Origin of the sequence: Sellimonas intestinalis (assembly GCF_001280875.1) — a bacterium.
GTDB classification, from domain to species: domain Bacteria; phylum Bacillota; class Clostridia; order Lachnospirales; family Lachnospiraceae; genus Sellimonas; species Sellimonas intestinalis.
Genome location: NZ_LGAJ01000003.1, coordinates 302,839 through 318,955, shown reverse-complemented (window position 1 = coordinate 318,955; position 16,117 = coordinate 302,839). Strand labels below are relative to the sequence as shown.

The window sequence follows — 16,117 nt, the reverse complement described above, 5'->3', positions numbered from 1 at the left end:
AATACTCATTCCTTGCCATAAAAAAATGGATAGTACAGACTATCCACATGATCTCTCTTTACAAATCCTCTCCTCTAATGTAAAAATACATAAGATTCGGCTGTAATTCAATATCAAACCATCAGTCACTCAATCGTGCTGCGGTGAGAGTGGATACTCTGCTTTCTTTTCACACAAGTTGTATATTAGCATATTTGTCACAGACTGTCAATGGATTTTTTACCTTTTTCCACCTTTTTATTTTCTTACATTGATTCTGCTCCTACTGGTATAAATTCTGGAAAGCCGGAAAGACTTTTCTATATCAAATATCAGATCACGGGAGGAAAAATATGAAGGTTTCCAGAATCGTACAGGAAAATATTGCTTACATGAACGAGCTGCTCCCCGTACAGGAAAGCTATGACATTGTAGAGAGAGACATTGTCATCGGAGGACGGGAAAGCTGCTTCTTTTTTATAGATGGATTTATGAAAGACGAGGTAATGTCCAAGCTGATGGACACATTTTTCAAGATTACCGAGGATCAGATGCCCGACACGGCCACAGAATTTTCCAGATCCTTTGTCTCTTATGTGGAGATTGATACATTTTCCGAATATGACAAAGTCATTAAAAATCTGCTCTCCGGTGCAGCCTGCCTTTTTGTAGAAGGGTACGATGCCTGCATTATCATTGACAGCCGGACGTATCCGGCCCGAAACGTCGGAGAGCCGGAGCAGGACAAGTCGCTGCGTGGATCCAGAGATGGGTTTGTGGAGACCATCGTTTTCAACACTGCCCTCATCCGGCGTAGGATCCGGGATCCGCACCTGACTATGAAAATGATGGAAATCGGGAAATCTTCCCGGACAGACGTGGTGCTCTGTTATATGTCCGACCGCGTAAACACGGATCTTTTGGCTCTTCTAACCCGTAAGATTGAGGAGATGCAGGACGAGGATCTGAAGATGAACCAGCAAAGTCTGGCCGAACTTTTATTTAAGCGGAAATGGTACAATCCTTTCCCCAAATTCAAATACACGGAGCGCCCGGACACAGCCACAGCCTGTTTGTTGGAAGGAAAAATCGTGCTGATGGTAGACACCTCACCTTCAGCCATGATTCTTCCCACCTCCATCTTTGACATGATCGAGGAGGCAAATGACTACTATTTCCCGACTCTGACCGGGATCTACCTAAAGCTCTCCAGAAGCCTTATTACTATTATGACCATTTTCCTCACGCCTCTGTTTCTGCTCTTTATGCAGAATCCGAAATGGATTCCCGATATTTTCGAATTCGTTCTTGTGAGAGATACGGTCAATATTCCCTTGTATTTTCAGCTTCTTCTTCTGGAGCTTGCCATCGACGGTCTCCGGCTTGCCGCCTTAAACACTCCAAGTATGCTCAGTACTCCTTTAAGTGTGATCGCCGGTATTGTCATGGGAGAATTTTCCGTCAAATCCGGTTGGTTTAATTCCGAGGTCATGCTCTACATGGCGTTCGTGGCTGTGGCAAACTATACTCAGCCAAACTTTGAGCTGGGCTATGCACTGAAATTCATGCGTCTGCTGCTTCTTACCCTCACTGCCCTCTTTGACTGGGTTGGTTTTGCGGCAGGTTGCATCATTACCGTCTGCTCCATCTGTTTTAACCGCACGGTTTCCGGAGAAAGCTATCTGAAAATCAGCAAAAATTAATATAAAAATTCATTCTCTCTTCCAGTATAAATCTTTTGCGTCCTGCCATAAAAAATGGTATGATAAGAAAAAACAGGGCGAGGAGGTTACAGCAATGAGAGACTTTGTCATTACTACGGACAGTACCGTGGATCTTCCGAAAGAATGGCTGGAAGAACACAGGGTTCCGACGCTTAGATTAGCATATACGATTGACGGTGAGACCTATCCGGATATGGAGGGTCTGTCAAAGAAAGAATTTTTCGACCGGATCCGAAACGGATCTCTGCCGACGACTTCCCAGGTTACTCCTGGACAGGCAAGAGAACTATTTGAATCTATTATTAAAGAAGGGAAAGACATCATCCACATCGGGTTTTCTTCTGGACTGAGCGGAAGCTGCGGAAGCGAACAGATCGCCGCACAGCAGCTTTCGGAAGAATACCCGGACGCACGGATCACCGTTATCGATTCTCTCTGTGCTTGTCTGGGCGAGGGACTTCTTCTCTACTATGTCTTAAAGCTTCAGAAAGAGGGAAAGAGCTATGACGAGATCGTAACATGGGCGGAGAAGAATAAACTTCATGTTTGCCACAATGTCACGGTTGACGACTTGAACCACCTGCACCGTGGCGGTCGGATTTCCAAAGCCACTGCGATCCTCGGCACAATGGTAAAGATCAAGCCGATGATCCACGTGGACAATGAAGGAAAGCTCAGTGTCATTGGAAAAGAGCGTGGACGAAAAAAATCCCTCAACAGGATCGTGGATGTCATGGAAGAACAGATGAAAGGCTGGGACAATGAGATTGTCATGATTACTCACGGGGACTGCGAGGAGGACGCACAGTATGTCGCCGGACTCATCCGTGAAAAATACGGGATTGACAACATTCTGATTAACGATATCGGAACTGTCATCGGAACTCATACCGGTCCGGGCGTAATAGCCACTTTCTGTATGGGAAATCACAGATAAGAACTAATTGCGGGCAGATCCCCGATGGGATACGCTGCCCGCTTTTTTGTACTGGCAACGGTCCAAAGTCCGGGCTTGCCCGAGACCTTGGCGACCGTTTACAATCCCGGAATGTGCCTTCTGGCACTTCCGGTGATTCATTTCTCTTCTACTGATAAATCGGATATCTGCCGCAGATCTCCGTCACACTTCTTCGTATCTCATCTGCCCGATTCTCAAAATCTTCTGCCGCAAGCCGGATCAATCTTGCAATTTCCTTCATCTCCGTTTCCCTTAATCCCCGTGTCGTTACCGCCGGCGTTCCGATTCGAATACCGCTTGTAATTCCCGGTTTTTGTGGATCGTTCGGAATTCCGTTTTTATTCACTGTGATATAGACTTCATCCAGCCGGCTCTGCATCTCTTTTCCGGTAATGTTCTGTTTCCTTAAATCCACCAGAATCAGATGATTGTCCGTTCCGCCGCTTACCAGATCAAAGCCCTCTGCAAGCATAGCATCTGCAAGCGCTTTGGAATTCTTTACGATCTGCTCCTGATACGTTCTGAATTCCGGCTTCAATGCCTCCCCGAAACAAACTGCTTTCGCAGCAATCACATGCTCCAGCGGTCCTCCCTGGGTACCCGGAAAGACTGCCTTGTCAATCTGCTTTGCGTACATTTCTTTACAGAGAATCAAACCGCCCCTTGGTCCACGCAGGGTCTTATGGGTGGTGGTTGATACCACATCCGCATATGGCACCGGACTCTGATGGAGCCCTGCGGCTACCAGTCCCGCAATATGAGCCATATCTACAAACAAATAAGCGCCGACCTCCTTCGCAATATCGGCAAACAGATCAAAACGGATCTCACGCGGATAAGCGGAAGCCCCTGCCACGATCAGTTTCGGCTTACATTCCCTCGCAATCGCCCGGATCTCGTCATAATCAAGAAATCCATTCTCATTGACATTATATGGTACAAAATGATATAGTTTTCCGGACTGATTGACCGGCGAACCATGGGTAAGGTGTCCTCCATGATTGAGATTCATACCCATCACAACATCCCCAGGCTGAATCAACGCCTGGTAAACCGCCATATTCGCCTGGGCTCCCGAGTGCGGCTGTACACAAGCGTGCTCCGCGCCGAACAACTTTTTCGCCCGCTCGATAGCAAGTATTTCCAGCTCGTCCACATATTCGCATCCGCCATAATAGCGTCTGCCAGGATATCCTTCCGCATACTTGTTAGTCGGCACAGTCCCCATAGCAAGCATCACTGCCGGACTTACAATATTCTCCGACGCGATCAGCTCCAGATTCCTTCTCTGGCGTGCCAGTTCCAGTTCCAGTCCTTTCCCCACTTCCGGATCATATCCACTGATATAATCCATGACTTCCTGTACCAGATTCATTACACATCCTCCTTTTTCTTATATCGTAGTACTTCCAAAACCTCCGTTTCTGATGCCTTTCGCATCATCATCGAGGGTAATGCCATATTCTACAAAAATCCCCTGCATAAAGCCCTCTCCCGCTTTCAAACTGATCGTCTTCCCTTCATTTGTATCATTTGTCAATTTAGCAAAAATATGTCCTTCGTTGTCCGAGTAATAATAATCGCTGTCAATGATCCCCACGGTATTATTGAGCTGAAGCCGGTACTTAAATCCAAGACCACTTCTCGGATAACACTTGAGCACCCACTCCTCTTCCATCCAGACACGGATCCCGGTCGGGATCTTCACTGTCTCTCCTGGTGCGATGGTGATCGGATATGGAGTGAAAAAGTCATACCCTGCAGAGCCTTTGGTCGCGCGCTTTGGCAGCATCAGCTCTTCATACGCCTTTTCAGCATCCCGACTTATCAAAATCCCTTCTGTCCCTTCCAGGAACTGCTCTTTACTTACTTTCTGAAATCTTGCGATTCTCTTCATCATCGTTCTCCTTCTTCTGCCTTTTTCTACAAGTTTTTCATTAATTTCATCATACTATTCCGTCCGAGGAAAGTCAAATGATATTCCATAGAAAAAGGAAGCGCACACTCACGCTTCCCTTTTTCATAAAACATATTCCATTAATTTCCACACTCAATACTGATTTCATTGAAAAGATTCAGAATCATATCCACGGTCGTCTCTTCCTTTTCCTTACCTGCCCGGTCAAGAATACATTTCCCCTGATGCATCATCAACATCCGGTTGCCGTACTCGACCGCATAGCGCAGATTGTGTGTCACCATAATAGTGGTGAGCCTCTTTTCCTTTACAATACGGTCCGTCAGCTCCATAATGATCTCGGCTGTCTTCGGATCCAGAGCCGCCGTATGTTCATCGAGAATCAGGAAATCGATCGGCGTCATGGTGGACATCAAAAGCGCTATAGCCTGCCGCTGTCCGCCGGACAAAGTGCCGACTTTTACATCCATCTTATCTTCCAATCCAAGATTTAACTGACGCAGCAACTCGCGATAATGCTCCTTTCTTCCTTTATGAATCCCACGGCCAAGTCCATAGAATTTCCCTTTGTTGTCCGCCAGGGACATATTTTCCAGGATCGTCATGGATGGGCAGGTGCCAAGGGCAGTATTCTGATACACCCGTCCGATCCTGCGGTTTCTCATATATTCCTTCATTCTGGTGATATCTTCCCCATCCATCAAAATCCTGCCCGAATCCACCGGGATACTCCCACAGAGAATATTCAGCATGGACGTTTTGCCGGATCCATTGCTGCCTACGACAGAGACGAACTCGCCTTTCCGGACGGTCAGGTTGAAATCCTGAAACAGGCACATCTCATTTACCGTGCCCGGATTATAATATTTTGTAATTCCTCTTAATTCAAGCATTTCCCTTTACCTTCTTCTTTCTTTCCATTCCAACAATCAGTATGACCAGGAACAATACCGCCGTAATCAGCTTCATGTCCTGTGGCTCGAAGAATTTCAATGCTGCCGCAACGCAGGCTTTATAAATAATGGCACCGATCAGAACCGCCGTTGTCGCTTTCATAAAGGTCAGTCCCTTAAACAGACTCGTTCCGATGATGACACTTGCAAGCCCGATGACAATCGCTCCTGTACCACTGGAGATCTCAAAGACTCTCTGTTCCTGGCAGAAGATACATCCTGCCAGTGCTACCAGCCCATTTGCAATGGCAAGACCGAGAATCTTTATATTCCCCTGATCTTTTGCAAGAGACGTCACCAGATGTTCATTGTCTCCTACTGCCCGTAGAAGAAAGCCGGACTTGGTCTTCAGATACAGATCTAAAACTATCTTGGCAATCACTGCGATCACAAGGACGATCACACAGACTTTGTAGGAGGCTAGTGTTCCATGAAAGATCCCGTTCATATTGTCATTGTCAAAAATACTCTCCTCCCCAAAGATCGGAACATTCGCTGTCCCGGCAATCCGGAGATTGATCGTCCAAAGTGCTGTCATCATAATAATCCCGGAAAGCAGATCCCTTACCTTGCATTTCACATGGATCAGCCCCGTGCAGACCCCTGCAAGCACACCTGCCCCAAAGGAAATCAAAAGTGTCAGGTATGGATTGACTCCCCTGACAATCAGAGCCGCCGTCACAGCCGCTCCCAGCGGAAAGCTGCCATCCACCGTCAAATCCGGAAAATCCAGAATCTTGTATGTGATATACACTCCCAGCGCCAGGATTCCGTAAATCAATCCCTGCTCTACTGTTGTTACTATAAGGTTCATTTGTCTGCCTCCCGTTATTCCTTTATGATGCGGAAATCTCATCAAAGCTTTCTACAGCCTGACTTACCAGTGATTCATCAATGGTGATTCCAAGATTCTCCGCCGCTTTTGTATTCACATAGAGCCCCGGCTCTGAGATGGTCTCGTATTTTATCTCAGAAGCTTTCTTCTCGCCCTTTAATACCTGTGCTGCCATCTTTCCTGTCTGCTTACCAAGTTTAATATAGTCTAGACCCTCCGCTGCCAGACATCCAAGCTTCACCTGCTCAATCTCGCTTCCGAATACCGGAATCTTCTGCGCATTTGCCTTGTCAAGGATCGTTGCCAAAGAATTGACTACGGTATTGTCCGTCAGGTTTGTCAGACAGTCTACCTCGCCTAACAACTCTTCTGCAGCAAGAGAGATATCTGCTGTCTGCGTCACACCTTTTTCTACGATTTCCAGATCGTAATCACCTGCAAGCTTCTTGTATGTTGAAAGCGCAGATACGGAATTTGCCTCGCTCGTCGTGTAGAGGATGCCGACCTTCTTTGCGTCCGGAAGAATTTCACGGATCATCTCCAACTGCTCCTTGATCGGAAGCTCATCACTCGTTCCTGTGATTTCTCCTACCGGGTTCCCCTCATCGTCCACAAGCTTCGCCTCCGCCGGATCTGTTACAGCCGTGTAGATTACCGGAATATCAGAATTCATTGCTGAGTTAAAAGCTGCCTGGGCGCTTGGCGTCGCAATCCCGCAGATCAGATCTACCTTGTCAGATACGAACGTATCACTGATTTGCTTGGCTGTTCCCTGATCCGCCGCCGCGTTTTTGTACTCGATTTTGAGATTTTCCCCTTCTTCGATACCTTCCTCTTTCAGTCCTTCTATAAAGCCTTCTCTACAGTTATCAAGGGAGCCGTGCTCTGCAAACTGTGAGATCCCAATCGTATACTCAGCATCTCCTGATTGACTGTCGCTGCTTTTGCAGCCCGTAAGAAGTCCCATTGTCATCATTGCGCTTACCAATACTGCTACCATTTTTTTGTTCATGTTTTTTCTCCTTTTCTACTAAAATATCGTTACGCCGGAAGTTATATGCCAAACATCCGGCTCTGTCAGTAAGAAAGGAAGCGGCGTCCCGACAGATAATAAAAAGGTTCCTGGCAACTCCGAACTTTGGCCTATCAGGATACAAAAAATCCGCCCCAAGCTACTGCTTGAGACGGTAATAAACTCTTATTATCGCGGTACCACTCAAATTGGCATCTCTGCCCACTTTCTCATGTACTAACATACACTCCTGATTGATAACGGGTTCGGTTCCCGACAAACCGTACTCACCATTCGGCTTTCAGGCTGCCCTCGAAAGTCCATTCAACCGTCCGCTCCATACAGCAGTTCCACCATCTGCCGCTCTCTGTGATCTCGCCTGACGATCTACTCCTCTTTCTCATCGGTTTGAAATATAAATCTTGTATATACTTTATCACACTGCTTTACTGCTGTCAAGTAATTTTTTAATCTCAATTGCAATCTCATCTGCGCTTTTCTGATCCGTCACTACTTCCAGATCTGCTGCTTCCCGATAATATGGCTCTCGCTCCTTCAAAAGTTCTCCGATATGTTCCGGCGTTTTATTCTGTTCCAGAAGTGGTCTGTCATGGTTATCCTTCACCCGCTCATAGATTGTCTCCGGGCTAGCCGTCAAAAGTACAACGATACCGCACGCTCTCATTGTTTTCACATTTTCTCTGCGTAGAGGCACACCCCCGCCACAGGATACAATGGCTCCCTCTCTCTTTTTCAGTCCCTCCAGGAAACTGGTCTCACACTGCCTAAACCAGGTTTCTCCTTTCTGTACAAAAATCTCCGGGATCGACATTCTTTCCATCCGTTCAATCTCCCGATCCATATCGATCACATCGCATGAAAGTATTTCCCGCAATGCTTTGGAAATCGTAGTCTTTCCCGTCCCCATAAATCCGGTTAAAAAAATATGCTTCATTCTGTCCCTGCCTTCCCTGATCGATTGACATTCCTTTTTTCATTCTTTATAATCTTAGCATAATCAAAACCAGATAGAAAGAGGGAATCCCAATGTCATTACAAATCAGCGGGCACACCGGGCTGCTTGGCTTCTTCGCAGATCCTGCCGCCCACTCCAAATCACCTTTCATGTACAATACTGCCTTTCAAAAGCTTGGAATGGACTATGTCTATCTTGCCTTTCAGATCGATCAGACATCTCTTGCAGATGCGATCCGTTCCATGCGTACCTTGCAAATGCGTGGAGCCAACGTCTCCATGCCGAACAAGACGGCTGTCATACAATACCTGGACGACATTTCCACAGAAGCCAGACTGTGTAATGCAGTCAATACGATTGTCAATGAAAATGGCCGTCTGATCGGGTACAATACCGACGGAATCGGAGCAATGCTCGCTCTCTCCCATGCAGGCGTCTCCATCCAGGAAAAGCATCTTATCATCCTGGGCGCCGGAGGCGCCGGCACTGCTATTATCACTCAGGCTGCTCTGGATGGAGCGTCGAAAATTTCCGTGTTTGTACGAAAACAAAGTTTCTGGAAATCTGAAGACTTCCTGGAAAAGATCCGTAAGAAAACAGGGTGCCGGATTGCACTTCTGAATTTGGAAGATCCGGATCTTTTAAAGGCCGAACTTGTCCACGCAGATATCCTCATCAATGCGACCAGTATTGGAATGGAACCAAATCCGGACTCCTGTGCGGTGTCCGGTCCGAAAGATTTGGGTGACCATCTGTTTGTTATGGATATCATCTACTCCCCTGAGGAGACAACGCTTCTTCGGTATGCCAAAACAGCCGGCCTGAGCTGCTGCAACGGTCTCAGTATGCTGTTATATCAAGGAGCCGCTGCCTTTCGTCTCTATACCGGAGAAGAGCTCCCGGTAGAGGACGTCAGAAGAGCATGGGGCATCTCTACACTATAAAACTGAGGCTGCTAATGCAAAAGCCGGAAAGCATGGTACTATCAACACTCATGATTTGCAATTGCGGAATTAGAAAAAGACTTGCAAGGTTTCTGACCTTACAAGTCCTCCGCCGCATCATAGTACCACTGACGGCCCTCTTCCGTTAATAATTCCCCCGCGGTATATGAGCTTTGCCTTGTTCCTTGCCCCACTAAGGGCTTGCAAACCGGAATTTTACTATAGTGTTTTACTATACAAAAAATATGTTAATGGAACTTTCCCTTTCGACATGTCCAGTACAATCTGTTTTTCCTCTCTTATGTAACTATCTATTTATCATTTGCCATACAAACTAGAAGTTGTTACTTTAATACGAAATATGAATCATATTCCATCCCATCATGTCCTATTAGTTTCTCCTCCGACTGTTTAAAGCCTAACGCTTTTAATGCTGAAATCCGTTCTGTTGCTAATGCGATAGCTTTTGTAGCAATTTTATCACAATGAAAAAGTGCATATGCAGGTTCGATTATCAATTTTAGTATTTTGACAATCTCACTGGCAATTTCATAATCACTCCGAATATCCAATCTAAGCAAGCCACAATTTGTAAAATAATCTTCAGCGTCTCTATGGAAAAGCTCTATCGTGCCGATTGCTTCTTTTGTTGCTTTTGAAACAATCGCCCAACGGACAAACCCTTGTCTATCATATTCCCAAAGCCAATATTCAATCGCCTGTGCCATTCGGTTTTCAGTTGTATAGTGAAAGTTATCTCCGCCACAATTATCACTATTAAAAAATGATACAGCTTTTTCATCAGAATATACCTTTAACAAATCCAATTTATCCGCCTTATCTACCATTCTCAATATATAATATTCATTTTCAAAACTAGGACAATTTTTATATACATCAACCACCATGCTAATTTCCCTCCAAAAATTCCGAATCGATGTCGCTATTTTAAAAATTTCATCACTTCTTCCATAGAACTTTTTCCTAATGTAAATTGTTCTAGTGTTATGTATCTTTTCTCAGCCATAGTATATTCTCTTTCATACAATTCCTTTACCATGTTCTCTTCATTATCTAAAGGCTCGACAATACTTGATTTGGTCTGATAAGCTTTAAAATATCTAATGCCAAACCTTCTTTGAGACTCTGCATTGATATGGATACCATCTGGATTAGGGTATAATTTTTCCCCTGTTACAAAATAACAATTCCTATTATTTTCTACATATTTAAGTAATTCCTGATTAATCAAATCATACTCTACACAACTTCTTCCAAAGCCAGACTTACTTAAATAATTTCCCAAACCGCCAACAATAAACGGAACTTCCAAATCTCCCAGCTCTTTTCTGAATGAATTAACTAAAATATTAAGTTTGTGGTAATAATTTTTGTATTTTTTGCTTCGACCATCGCTTTCTCCTTGATGCCACAAAATTGCAATCAATTCACTGTTTTCCATAGCGAATTTTGCTTCACTGACGGCATGGCGAAATAGAGTGCTTTCCTTACTCCATTCATCAATAGAACTTCCTCCTTCCGCACAAGGGATAAGCCCAATTTGTTCATTTTTATTTGCGTTACACCATGCCTGTGCAAATGACGCTGCAGGACCAACGCCAGCCACTGAGCGGTCAAAGTGGATTGGCTCAGTCATCATCTGCCATCTGCCGTTCCTAAGCATAAAAATATTTTCATTGTAAATTGGCGTAACCTCATGCAAATATCCACGTCCTGCCATATTTGATTGCCCTATAAGTAAAACTGATTTCATTTTTCTCCTATCGTTTAGTTGTTAAACTCTTTCTGTATTCTGCCTCTTTGTCCTGTAGACAAGAAGTATTCCTCGTTTTCAACCCGGTCAATTCCAATTTGCTAATGAAAGTCAGCCTCTAATACTTCTACTCGAAAAAGTAGCTATCTTGAAAACGTTCTTTATCAAAATTCCATTCAGACTACATATTTGAACTCCCATAACAGGAGTTCCCTTACTCCCATTGTACTCCCAAACTTACGATGTTACCCGGTGTTTTCAACATTTTATAATAAGTCCGAATTACAAAATTACCGAGAAACCCGCATTAAAATGGTGTTCCTACCAAATCATACGGTGTGATCTGATATACGTAGTAATTCAGCCAGTTTGTATACAGATTGTTGGCATTGGACCGCCAAGTAAGAAGCGGCCGGTTTTCTGGATTATCATCCGGGTAATAGTTACAAGGAATCTCGATCGGAAGCCCTTTGGATTTGTCCCGTTTGTACTCTTCATCCAGCGTCATGCGATCGTACTCAGGATGTCCCATAACAAAGATCTGCCTGCCGTCCTTTGTCATAGCCAGAAAGACGCCCGCCTCGTCTGATTCTGCCAGAACCATGAGATCTTCACACGCTTTGATCTTCGCAGGATCAATCTGGGTATGCCGGGAATGCGGTGCATAGAATACATCGTCAAATCCGCGTACCAGTGGAATCCTCCGATTCATCACCCGGTGCCGAAAGACGCCAAACAGCTTTTTCTTCAGCGGATATTTGTCGATCCCAAAGTGATAATAGTAGGCTGCCTGTGCTCCCCAGCAAAGATAAATCGTAGAAGTAACGTGGGTCTTGGTCCACTCCATAATTTCCTTCATCTCTTCCCAGTAGTCAACTTCCTCGAATGGAATCTGTTCGATGGGTGCCCCAGTAATGATGAAACCATCAAAATTCTGGTCTTTCACGTCCTGGAACCGAACATAAAATTTATTTAGATGATTCGCGGATGTATTCTTTGACTGGTGATTGGACACCATCACGAAAGTCACATCCACCTGAAGCGGCGTATTGGAAAACGAGCGCAAAAGCTGAAGCTCTGTATCCTCTTTCAGCGGCATCAGATTTAAAAGCCCAATTTTCAGCGGACGGATGTCTTGATGGACAGCACGGTGTTCATCCATCACAAAGATATTTTCTCTCTCCAGAATCTCCTTTGCCGGAAGATCATTTTGTACTCGAATCGGCATCTTCTGTTCTCTCCTTTATATCGTCTTTTACATATTGGAATGTTCCATTGTCATCCAGATATTCTACCCTTCCATAAGCTTCCGTGTCTGCAGGCATCTTTTTCTTCTCCAATTTCTGCTCTACCACCATTTTCACGATATAGTAAATCACGGCAAACGTCGGTACTCCCGCAATCATGCCGACAAACCCAAAGAGTCCGCCGCCAAGCAGAATCGAAAATACGACCCAGAATGCGGAAAGCCCTGTAGAATCCCCGAGAATTTTCGGTCCAATCACATTCCCATCTAACTGCTGAAGTGCAAGAATAAAAATCAGAAAATAAATCCCCTTGATCGGATCAGCCAGTGCGATCAGAATCGCACTGGGGATCGCTCCGATATACGGTCCGAAAAACGGAATGACATTCGTTACCCCGACAATAACGCTCACCAGTAGGATATATGGCATATCCAGAAGTGTCAGTCCCAGGAAACACAGTACTCCGATAATTGCGGAATCAATGATCTTTCCGATGATAAACCCTCCAAAAATTTCATTACTCTTTCTCGTAATATGTAAAGTCATATTGGCGTGCTCAATGGACATCACTCCATAGAGAATCTTCTTCATCTGCGCCGCAAACAGCTCTTTACTGAAAAGCATGTACACAGAAACAATGCAGCCCACGAGAAAATTGAATACCTCGCTCAGTACATTCATAGCCCCCGTAGTAATATTGGTCATCCAGATATTCATCTGCCGCAACAGATCCGTCTGAATCCAGTTCTGAAGCGTCTCAGAAGCATGATTCAGAATATTGCCCAGAAGCAATCCCATAGTAGACTGTTCTTTTTGCAAATTCTCAATAGCCTCAATACCACTGTTCAACTGTCCCGGCAATGTTTCCATAAGGTTCCGGATGCTGTGAAAAAGCTCCGGTATGAGCATATTTAGCAGGGCAAAAATCACAGCAAACAGAACCAGCAGGGCAAACAGGATCCCGGCCGCCCTGGAAAATTGCCGTGCCGTCTTTTCTTTTTTGATTTTTTTCCTTAAAACAGGCAACAGATACTTGTCTGTCTCTTTTACAATTGGATTTAAAAGATATGCGATAGCAAAACCATAAATAATCGGTTTTAAGATCTCAATGATCGTTCCTGCTACCGAAAAGAGAGTATCTGCTCTCAAAAATGCAAAATACAGGATAATACAGGCTGCGATCACAAGAAAAATAGTCAGTCCCCTCCCAAAAGACTGCCGAATCCTGGACGGCCCTTTTCCACCAAAGGCAGGTATCTTCCGGACTTCTTTGTCTTTTTTCCCGACTTCATTTTTGGTATTGGTTTCTTTCATTTCCATCCTCCCGGTCTCCATACACATATACTTCATTATAGCGAAACCTCGGGAAAGCGTCAATCACTGGAAATGGCCAAATGGAACATTCCGAGATTGCAGCTGTGACAAACCTGGATTTTAGCTCCTCTCTGGAGCAACAAAAGAACAGGCGGAAAATCCGCCTGTCCCAATTTTTGCGTCTTAACGGCACTGGAAAGTAGCACACTCAGTGTCTTTGCAGGTACATGCCCCGCCGCCTTCCACACTGATTTTTCCGGCATTACATTTGCAGTTTTCGTTATAACAGCATTCCTGAGCTTTACAGTCGATCGTACTCAGCGGAGAAGCCTCCATAGACGCATTTGTAAACGTCCCGGATTTTCTCTCCTCAAAGCTGTCGCAACATGTGTCGGCAGCATTCTTTGCCTTGTCCCCACCAACCTGAATAGCATCGAGGTTACAGTAATAGTTCTGATTGTGCATACAATTCTGTACAGTACATCTTAATTCTGGCATCTTTTCATCCTCCTTCTAGTTTTCAGAAGGTAGTATGCCCGAATTTCAAGACTTTATTCTTTAGACTCCATGCTTCTTCTTACTTTTCCAGAAATTTCCTTTTTCAAATCACAGAGAAAGTCTTTCAGACATTTTTGCCCTTCATCTCCCGCAAATCTGCTTCTGACGGAAACTTTGCCTTCCTCTTCTTCTTTCGCTCCCACTACAAGCATATATGGGATCTTCTGCATCTGCGCCTCGCGGATCTTGTATCCGATCTTCTCTGCTCTTGTATCAATCTCCACACGAATTCCGGCGTCTTTTAAAGCGGCATAGACTTTCTCACCATACTCCAGATGCTTGTCGGAGATCGGCAGGACTTTTACCTGAACCGGTGCAAGCCAGGTCGGGAATGCTCCCGCAAAATGTTCAATCAGAATTCCGATGAAACGCTCAATAGAACCGAATGCCACGCGGTGTATCATAATCGGGCGGTGCTTCTCTCCGTCTGCTCCTGTATATTCCAGGTTAAAGCGCAGCGGAAGCTGGAAGTCGAGCTGGATGGTTCCGCACTGCCAGGTCCGTCCGATGGAGTCTTCCAGATGAAAGTCGATTTTCGGTCCGTAAAATGCTCCGTCTCCTTCATTGACTACATAGTCCATGCCAAGGGAATCCAGAGCGTCTCTGAGGGCATCTGTTGCCAGTTTCCAGTCCTCATCGCTTCCCATGCTGTCTTCCGGTCTTGTGGAGAGCTCTACATGGTACTTGAATCCGAACATCTTGTATACTTCATCAATCAGAGTCGCAACCCCTTTGATCTCGTCTTTTACCTGCTCCGGCGTCATAAAGATGTGGGCGTCATCTTGTGTAAAGCAACGCACCCGCATCAGGCCGTGCATCTGGCCGGATTTCTCATGACGGTGTACGATACCAAGCTCGCCCATACGAATCGGAAGATCCCTGTAGGAACGCGGCTCAGACTCATATACCAGGATTCCTCCCGGACAGTTCATCGGCTTCACAGCAAAATCCTGCTCGTCAATAACAGTTGTGTACATATTCTCCTTATAATGATCCCAGTGTCCACTTGTCTCCCACAAATGTCTGCTCAACATAATCGGAGTAGAAATTTCCACGTATCCGTTCTTTGTATGAATTTCACGCCAGTACTCCAGAAGAGCGTTTTTGAGCGCCATACCTTTAGGCAGGAAGAACGGGAATCCCGGTCCTTCTTCTCTGAGCATGAAAAGTCCCAGTTCTTTTCCAAGTTTTCTATGGTCACGCTTTTTCGCTTCTTCCAGCCTCTCCAGATATTCATCCAGATCGGCTTTTTTTGTGAAAGAAGTTCCGTAGATTCTTGTGAGCATCTTGTTCTTTTCATTTCCGCGCCAGTAAGCGCCCGCAAGGCTTGTCAGCTTAAACGCTTTGACCGTCTTTGTATTCATCAGATGCGGTCCCGCACACAGGTCCGTGAATTCACCCTGCTTATAGAAGCTGATAATTGCGTCTTCCGGAAGATCTTCAATAAGTTCTACCTTATATGGCTCTTCTTTCTCCTTCATCAGAGCAATCGCTTCCTCTCTTGGAAGCGTAAAGCTCTCAACCGGAAGCGCTTCTTTCACGATCTTCTTCATTTCTTTTTCAATCTTTTCCAGATCTTCTGTTGTAAATGGAATATCTCTGTCCACATCATAGTAAAAGCCGTCCGCAATGGCTGGCCCAATAGCAAGCTTCGTCTCCGGATAGAGGCGCTTTACTGCCTGTGCCAAAATATGCGAGGATGTATGACGGAAGGTATCTTTCCCTCCTTCATCCTGAAATGTCAGAATATTCAGCTCACAGTCCTCGGACACTACCGTTCTGAGATCCACTACTTCCCCGTTTACTTCTCCTGCCATTGCCACTCTGGCAAGTCCTTCGCTGATGTCAGATGCAATCTCATACACTGACATACTTTTGTCGTACTCTCTTACAGAGCCGTCTTTTAATGTGATTTTCATCTTGTT

At 45.2% G+C, this 16,117-nt stretch carries 15 protein-coding genes and 1 other annotated feature; of the genes, 3 read left to right on the top strand and 12 right to left on the bottom strand.

The features are described from left to right. Positions 1-332 precede the first annotated feature (332 nt). The gene (locus tag AOA56_RS02425) at positions 333-1,682 is read left to right on the top strand and encodes a spore germination protein (RefSeq protein WP_024732806.1); all 1,350 of its coding nucleotides are present in this window, start codon (positions 333-335) and stop codon (positions 1,680-1,682) included. 94 nt (positions 1,683-1,776) lie between these two features. Continuing rightward, positions 1,777-2,640 carry a DegV family protein gene (locus AOA56_RS02420; RefSeq protein WP_024732807.1) on the top strand — a complete coding sequence of 288 codons (864 nt, stop codon included), beginning with the start codon at positions 1,777-1,779 and terminating at the stop codon, positions 2,638-2,640. A 148-nt stretch (positions 2,641-2,788) separates the two neighbouring features. Here AOA56_RS02420 and AOA56_RS02415 read toward each other — a convergent pair whose 3' ends face one another. The 6 genes from AOA56_RS02415 to AOA56_RS02390 all read right to left on the bottom strand — a co-directional run bounded on the left by AOA56_RS02415 (position 2,789) and on the right by AOA56_RS02390 (position 8,334). Next, positions 2,789-4,030, bottom strand: a complete 1,242-nt coding sequence (locus tag AOA56_RS02415; protein ID WP_024732808.1) for a serine hydroxymethyltransferase — start codon at positions 4,028-4,030, stop codon at positions 2,789-2,791. A gap of 24 nt (positions 4,031-4,054) precedes the next feature. Then, entirely contained in the window at positions 4,055-4,558 is a 504-nt protein-coding gene (locus AOA56_RS02410; protein WP_024732809.1) for a dCTP deaminase/dUTPase family protein, read from the bottom strand. 140 nt (positions 4,559-4,698) lie between these two features. After that, entirely contained in the window at positions 4,699-5,472 is a 774-nt protein-coding gene (locus AOA56_RS02405; protein WP_053768879.1) for an ABC transporter ATP-binding protein, read from the bottom strand. Then, on the bottom strand, positions 5,465-6,346 hold the full coding sequence (locus AOA56_RS02400; RefSeq protein WP_024732811.1) for an ABC transporter permease: 882 nt from the start codon (positions 6,344-6,346) through the stop codon (positions 5,465-5,467). The genes AOA56_RS02405 and AOA56_RS02400 overlap by 8 nt, the downstream gene beginning before the upstream one ends. Positions 6,347-6,368: 22 nt before the next feature. Then, the gene (locus AOA56_RS02395) at positions 6,369-7,379 is read right to left on the bottom strand and encodes an ABC transporter substrate-binding protein (protein WP_048621981.1); all 1,011 of its coding nucleotides are present in this window, start codon (positions 7,377-7,379) and stop codon (positions 6,369-6,371) included. 165 nt (positions 7,380-7,544) lie between these two features. After that, positions 7,545-7,792 (bottom strand) — a binding site (T-box leader). A gap of 23 nt (positions 7,793-7,815) precedes the next feature. Then, entirely contained in the window at positions 7,816-8,334 is a 519-nt protein-coding gene (locus tag AOA56_RS02390) for a shikimate kinase (RefSeq protein ID WP_048621982.1), read from the bottom strand. Positions 8,335-8,426: 92 nt separating this feature from the next. On the opposite strand from AOA56_RS02390, the gene aroE reads away from it, so the two are divergent. Next, positions 8,427-9,299 carry a shikimate dehydrogenase gene (gene aroE / locus AOA56_RS02385; protein ID WP_053768878.1) on the top strand — a complete coding sequence of 291 codons (873 nt, stop codon included), beginning with the start codon at positions 8,427-8,429 and terminating at the stop codon, positions 9,297-9,299. A 344-nt stretch (positions 9,300-9,643) separates the two neighbouring features. Here the strand turns inward: aroE and AOA56_RS02380 are convergent, their stop codons facing one another. From AOA56_RS02380 to thrS, 6 genes are all read right to left on the bottom strand, one after another. After that, entirely contained in the window at positions 9,644-10,204 is a 561-nt protein-coding gene (locus AOA56_RS02380; protein ID WP_024732814.1) for a GNAT family N-acetyltransferase, read from the bottom strand. Between the two features lie 38 nt (positions 10,205-10,242). Then, positions 10,243-11,073 (bottom strand): sialate O-acetylesterase, encoded by an 831-nt coding sequence (locus AOA56_RS02375; RefSeq protein WP_053768877.1) that lies wholly within the window; start codon positions 11,071-11,073, stop codon positions 10,243-10,245. A 307-nt stretch (positions 11,074-11,380) separates the two neighbouring features. Next, positions 11,381-12,301 (bottom strand): homoserine O-acetyltransferase MetA, encoded by a 921-nt coding sequence (metA, locus tag AOA56_RS02370; RefSeq protein WP_024732815.1) that lies wholly within the window; start codon positions 12,299-12,301, stop codon positions 11,381-11,383. Continuing rightward, positions 12,279-13,640, bottom strand: a complete 1,362-nt coding sequence (locus AOA56_RS02365) for an AI-2E family transporter (protein WP_048621986.1) — start codon at positions 13,638-13,640, stop codon at positions 12,279-12,281. The genes metA and AOA56_RS02365 overlap by 23 nt, the downstream gene beginning before the upstream one ends. A 177-nt stretch (positions 13,641-13,817) precedes the next feature. Beyond that, complete coding sequence (locus AOA56_RS02360) at positions 13,818-14,132, bottom strand: DUF1540 domain-containing protein (protein WP_024732816.1); 315 nt, start codon at positions 14,130-14,132, stop codon at positions 13,818-13,820. 53 nt (positions 14,133-14,185) lie between these two features. Continuing rightward, positions 14,186-16,111 carry a threonine--tRNA ligase gene (gene thrS, locus AOA56_RS02355; RefSeq protein ID WP_053768876.1) on the bottom strand — a complete coding sequence of 642 codons (1,926 nt, stop codon included), beginning with the start codon at positions 16,109-16,111 and terminating at the stop codon, positions 14,186-14,188. Positions 16,112-16,117 lie beyond the last annotated feature (6 nt).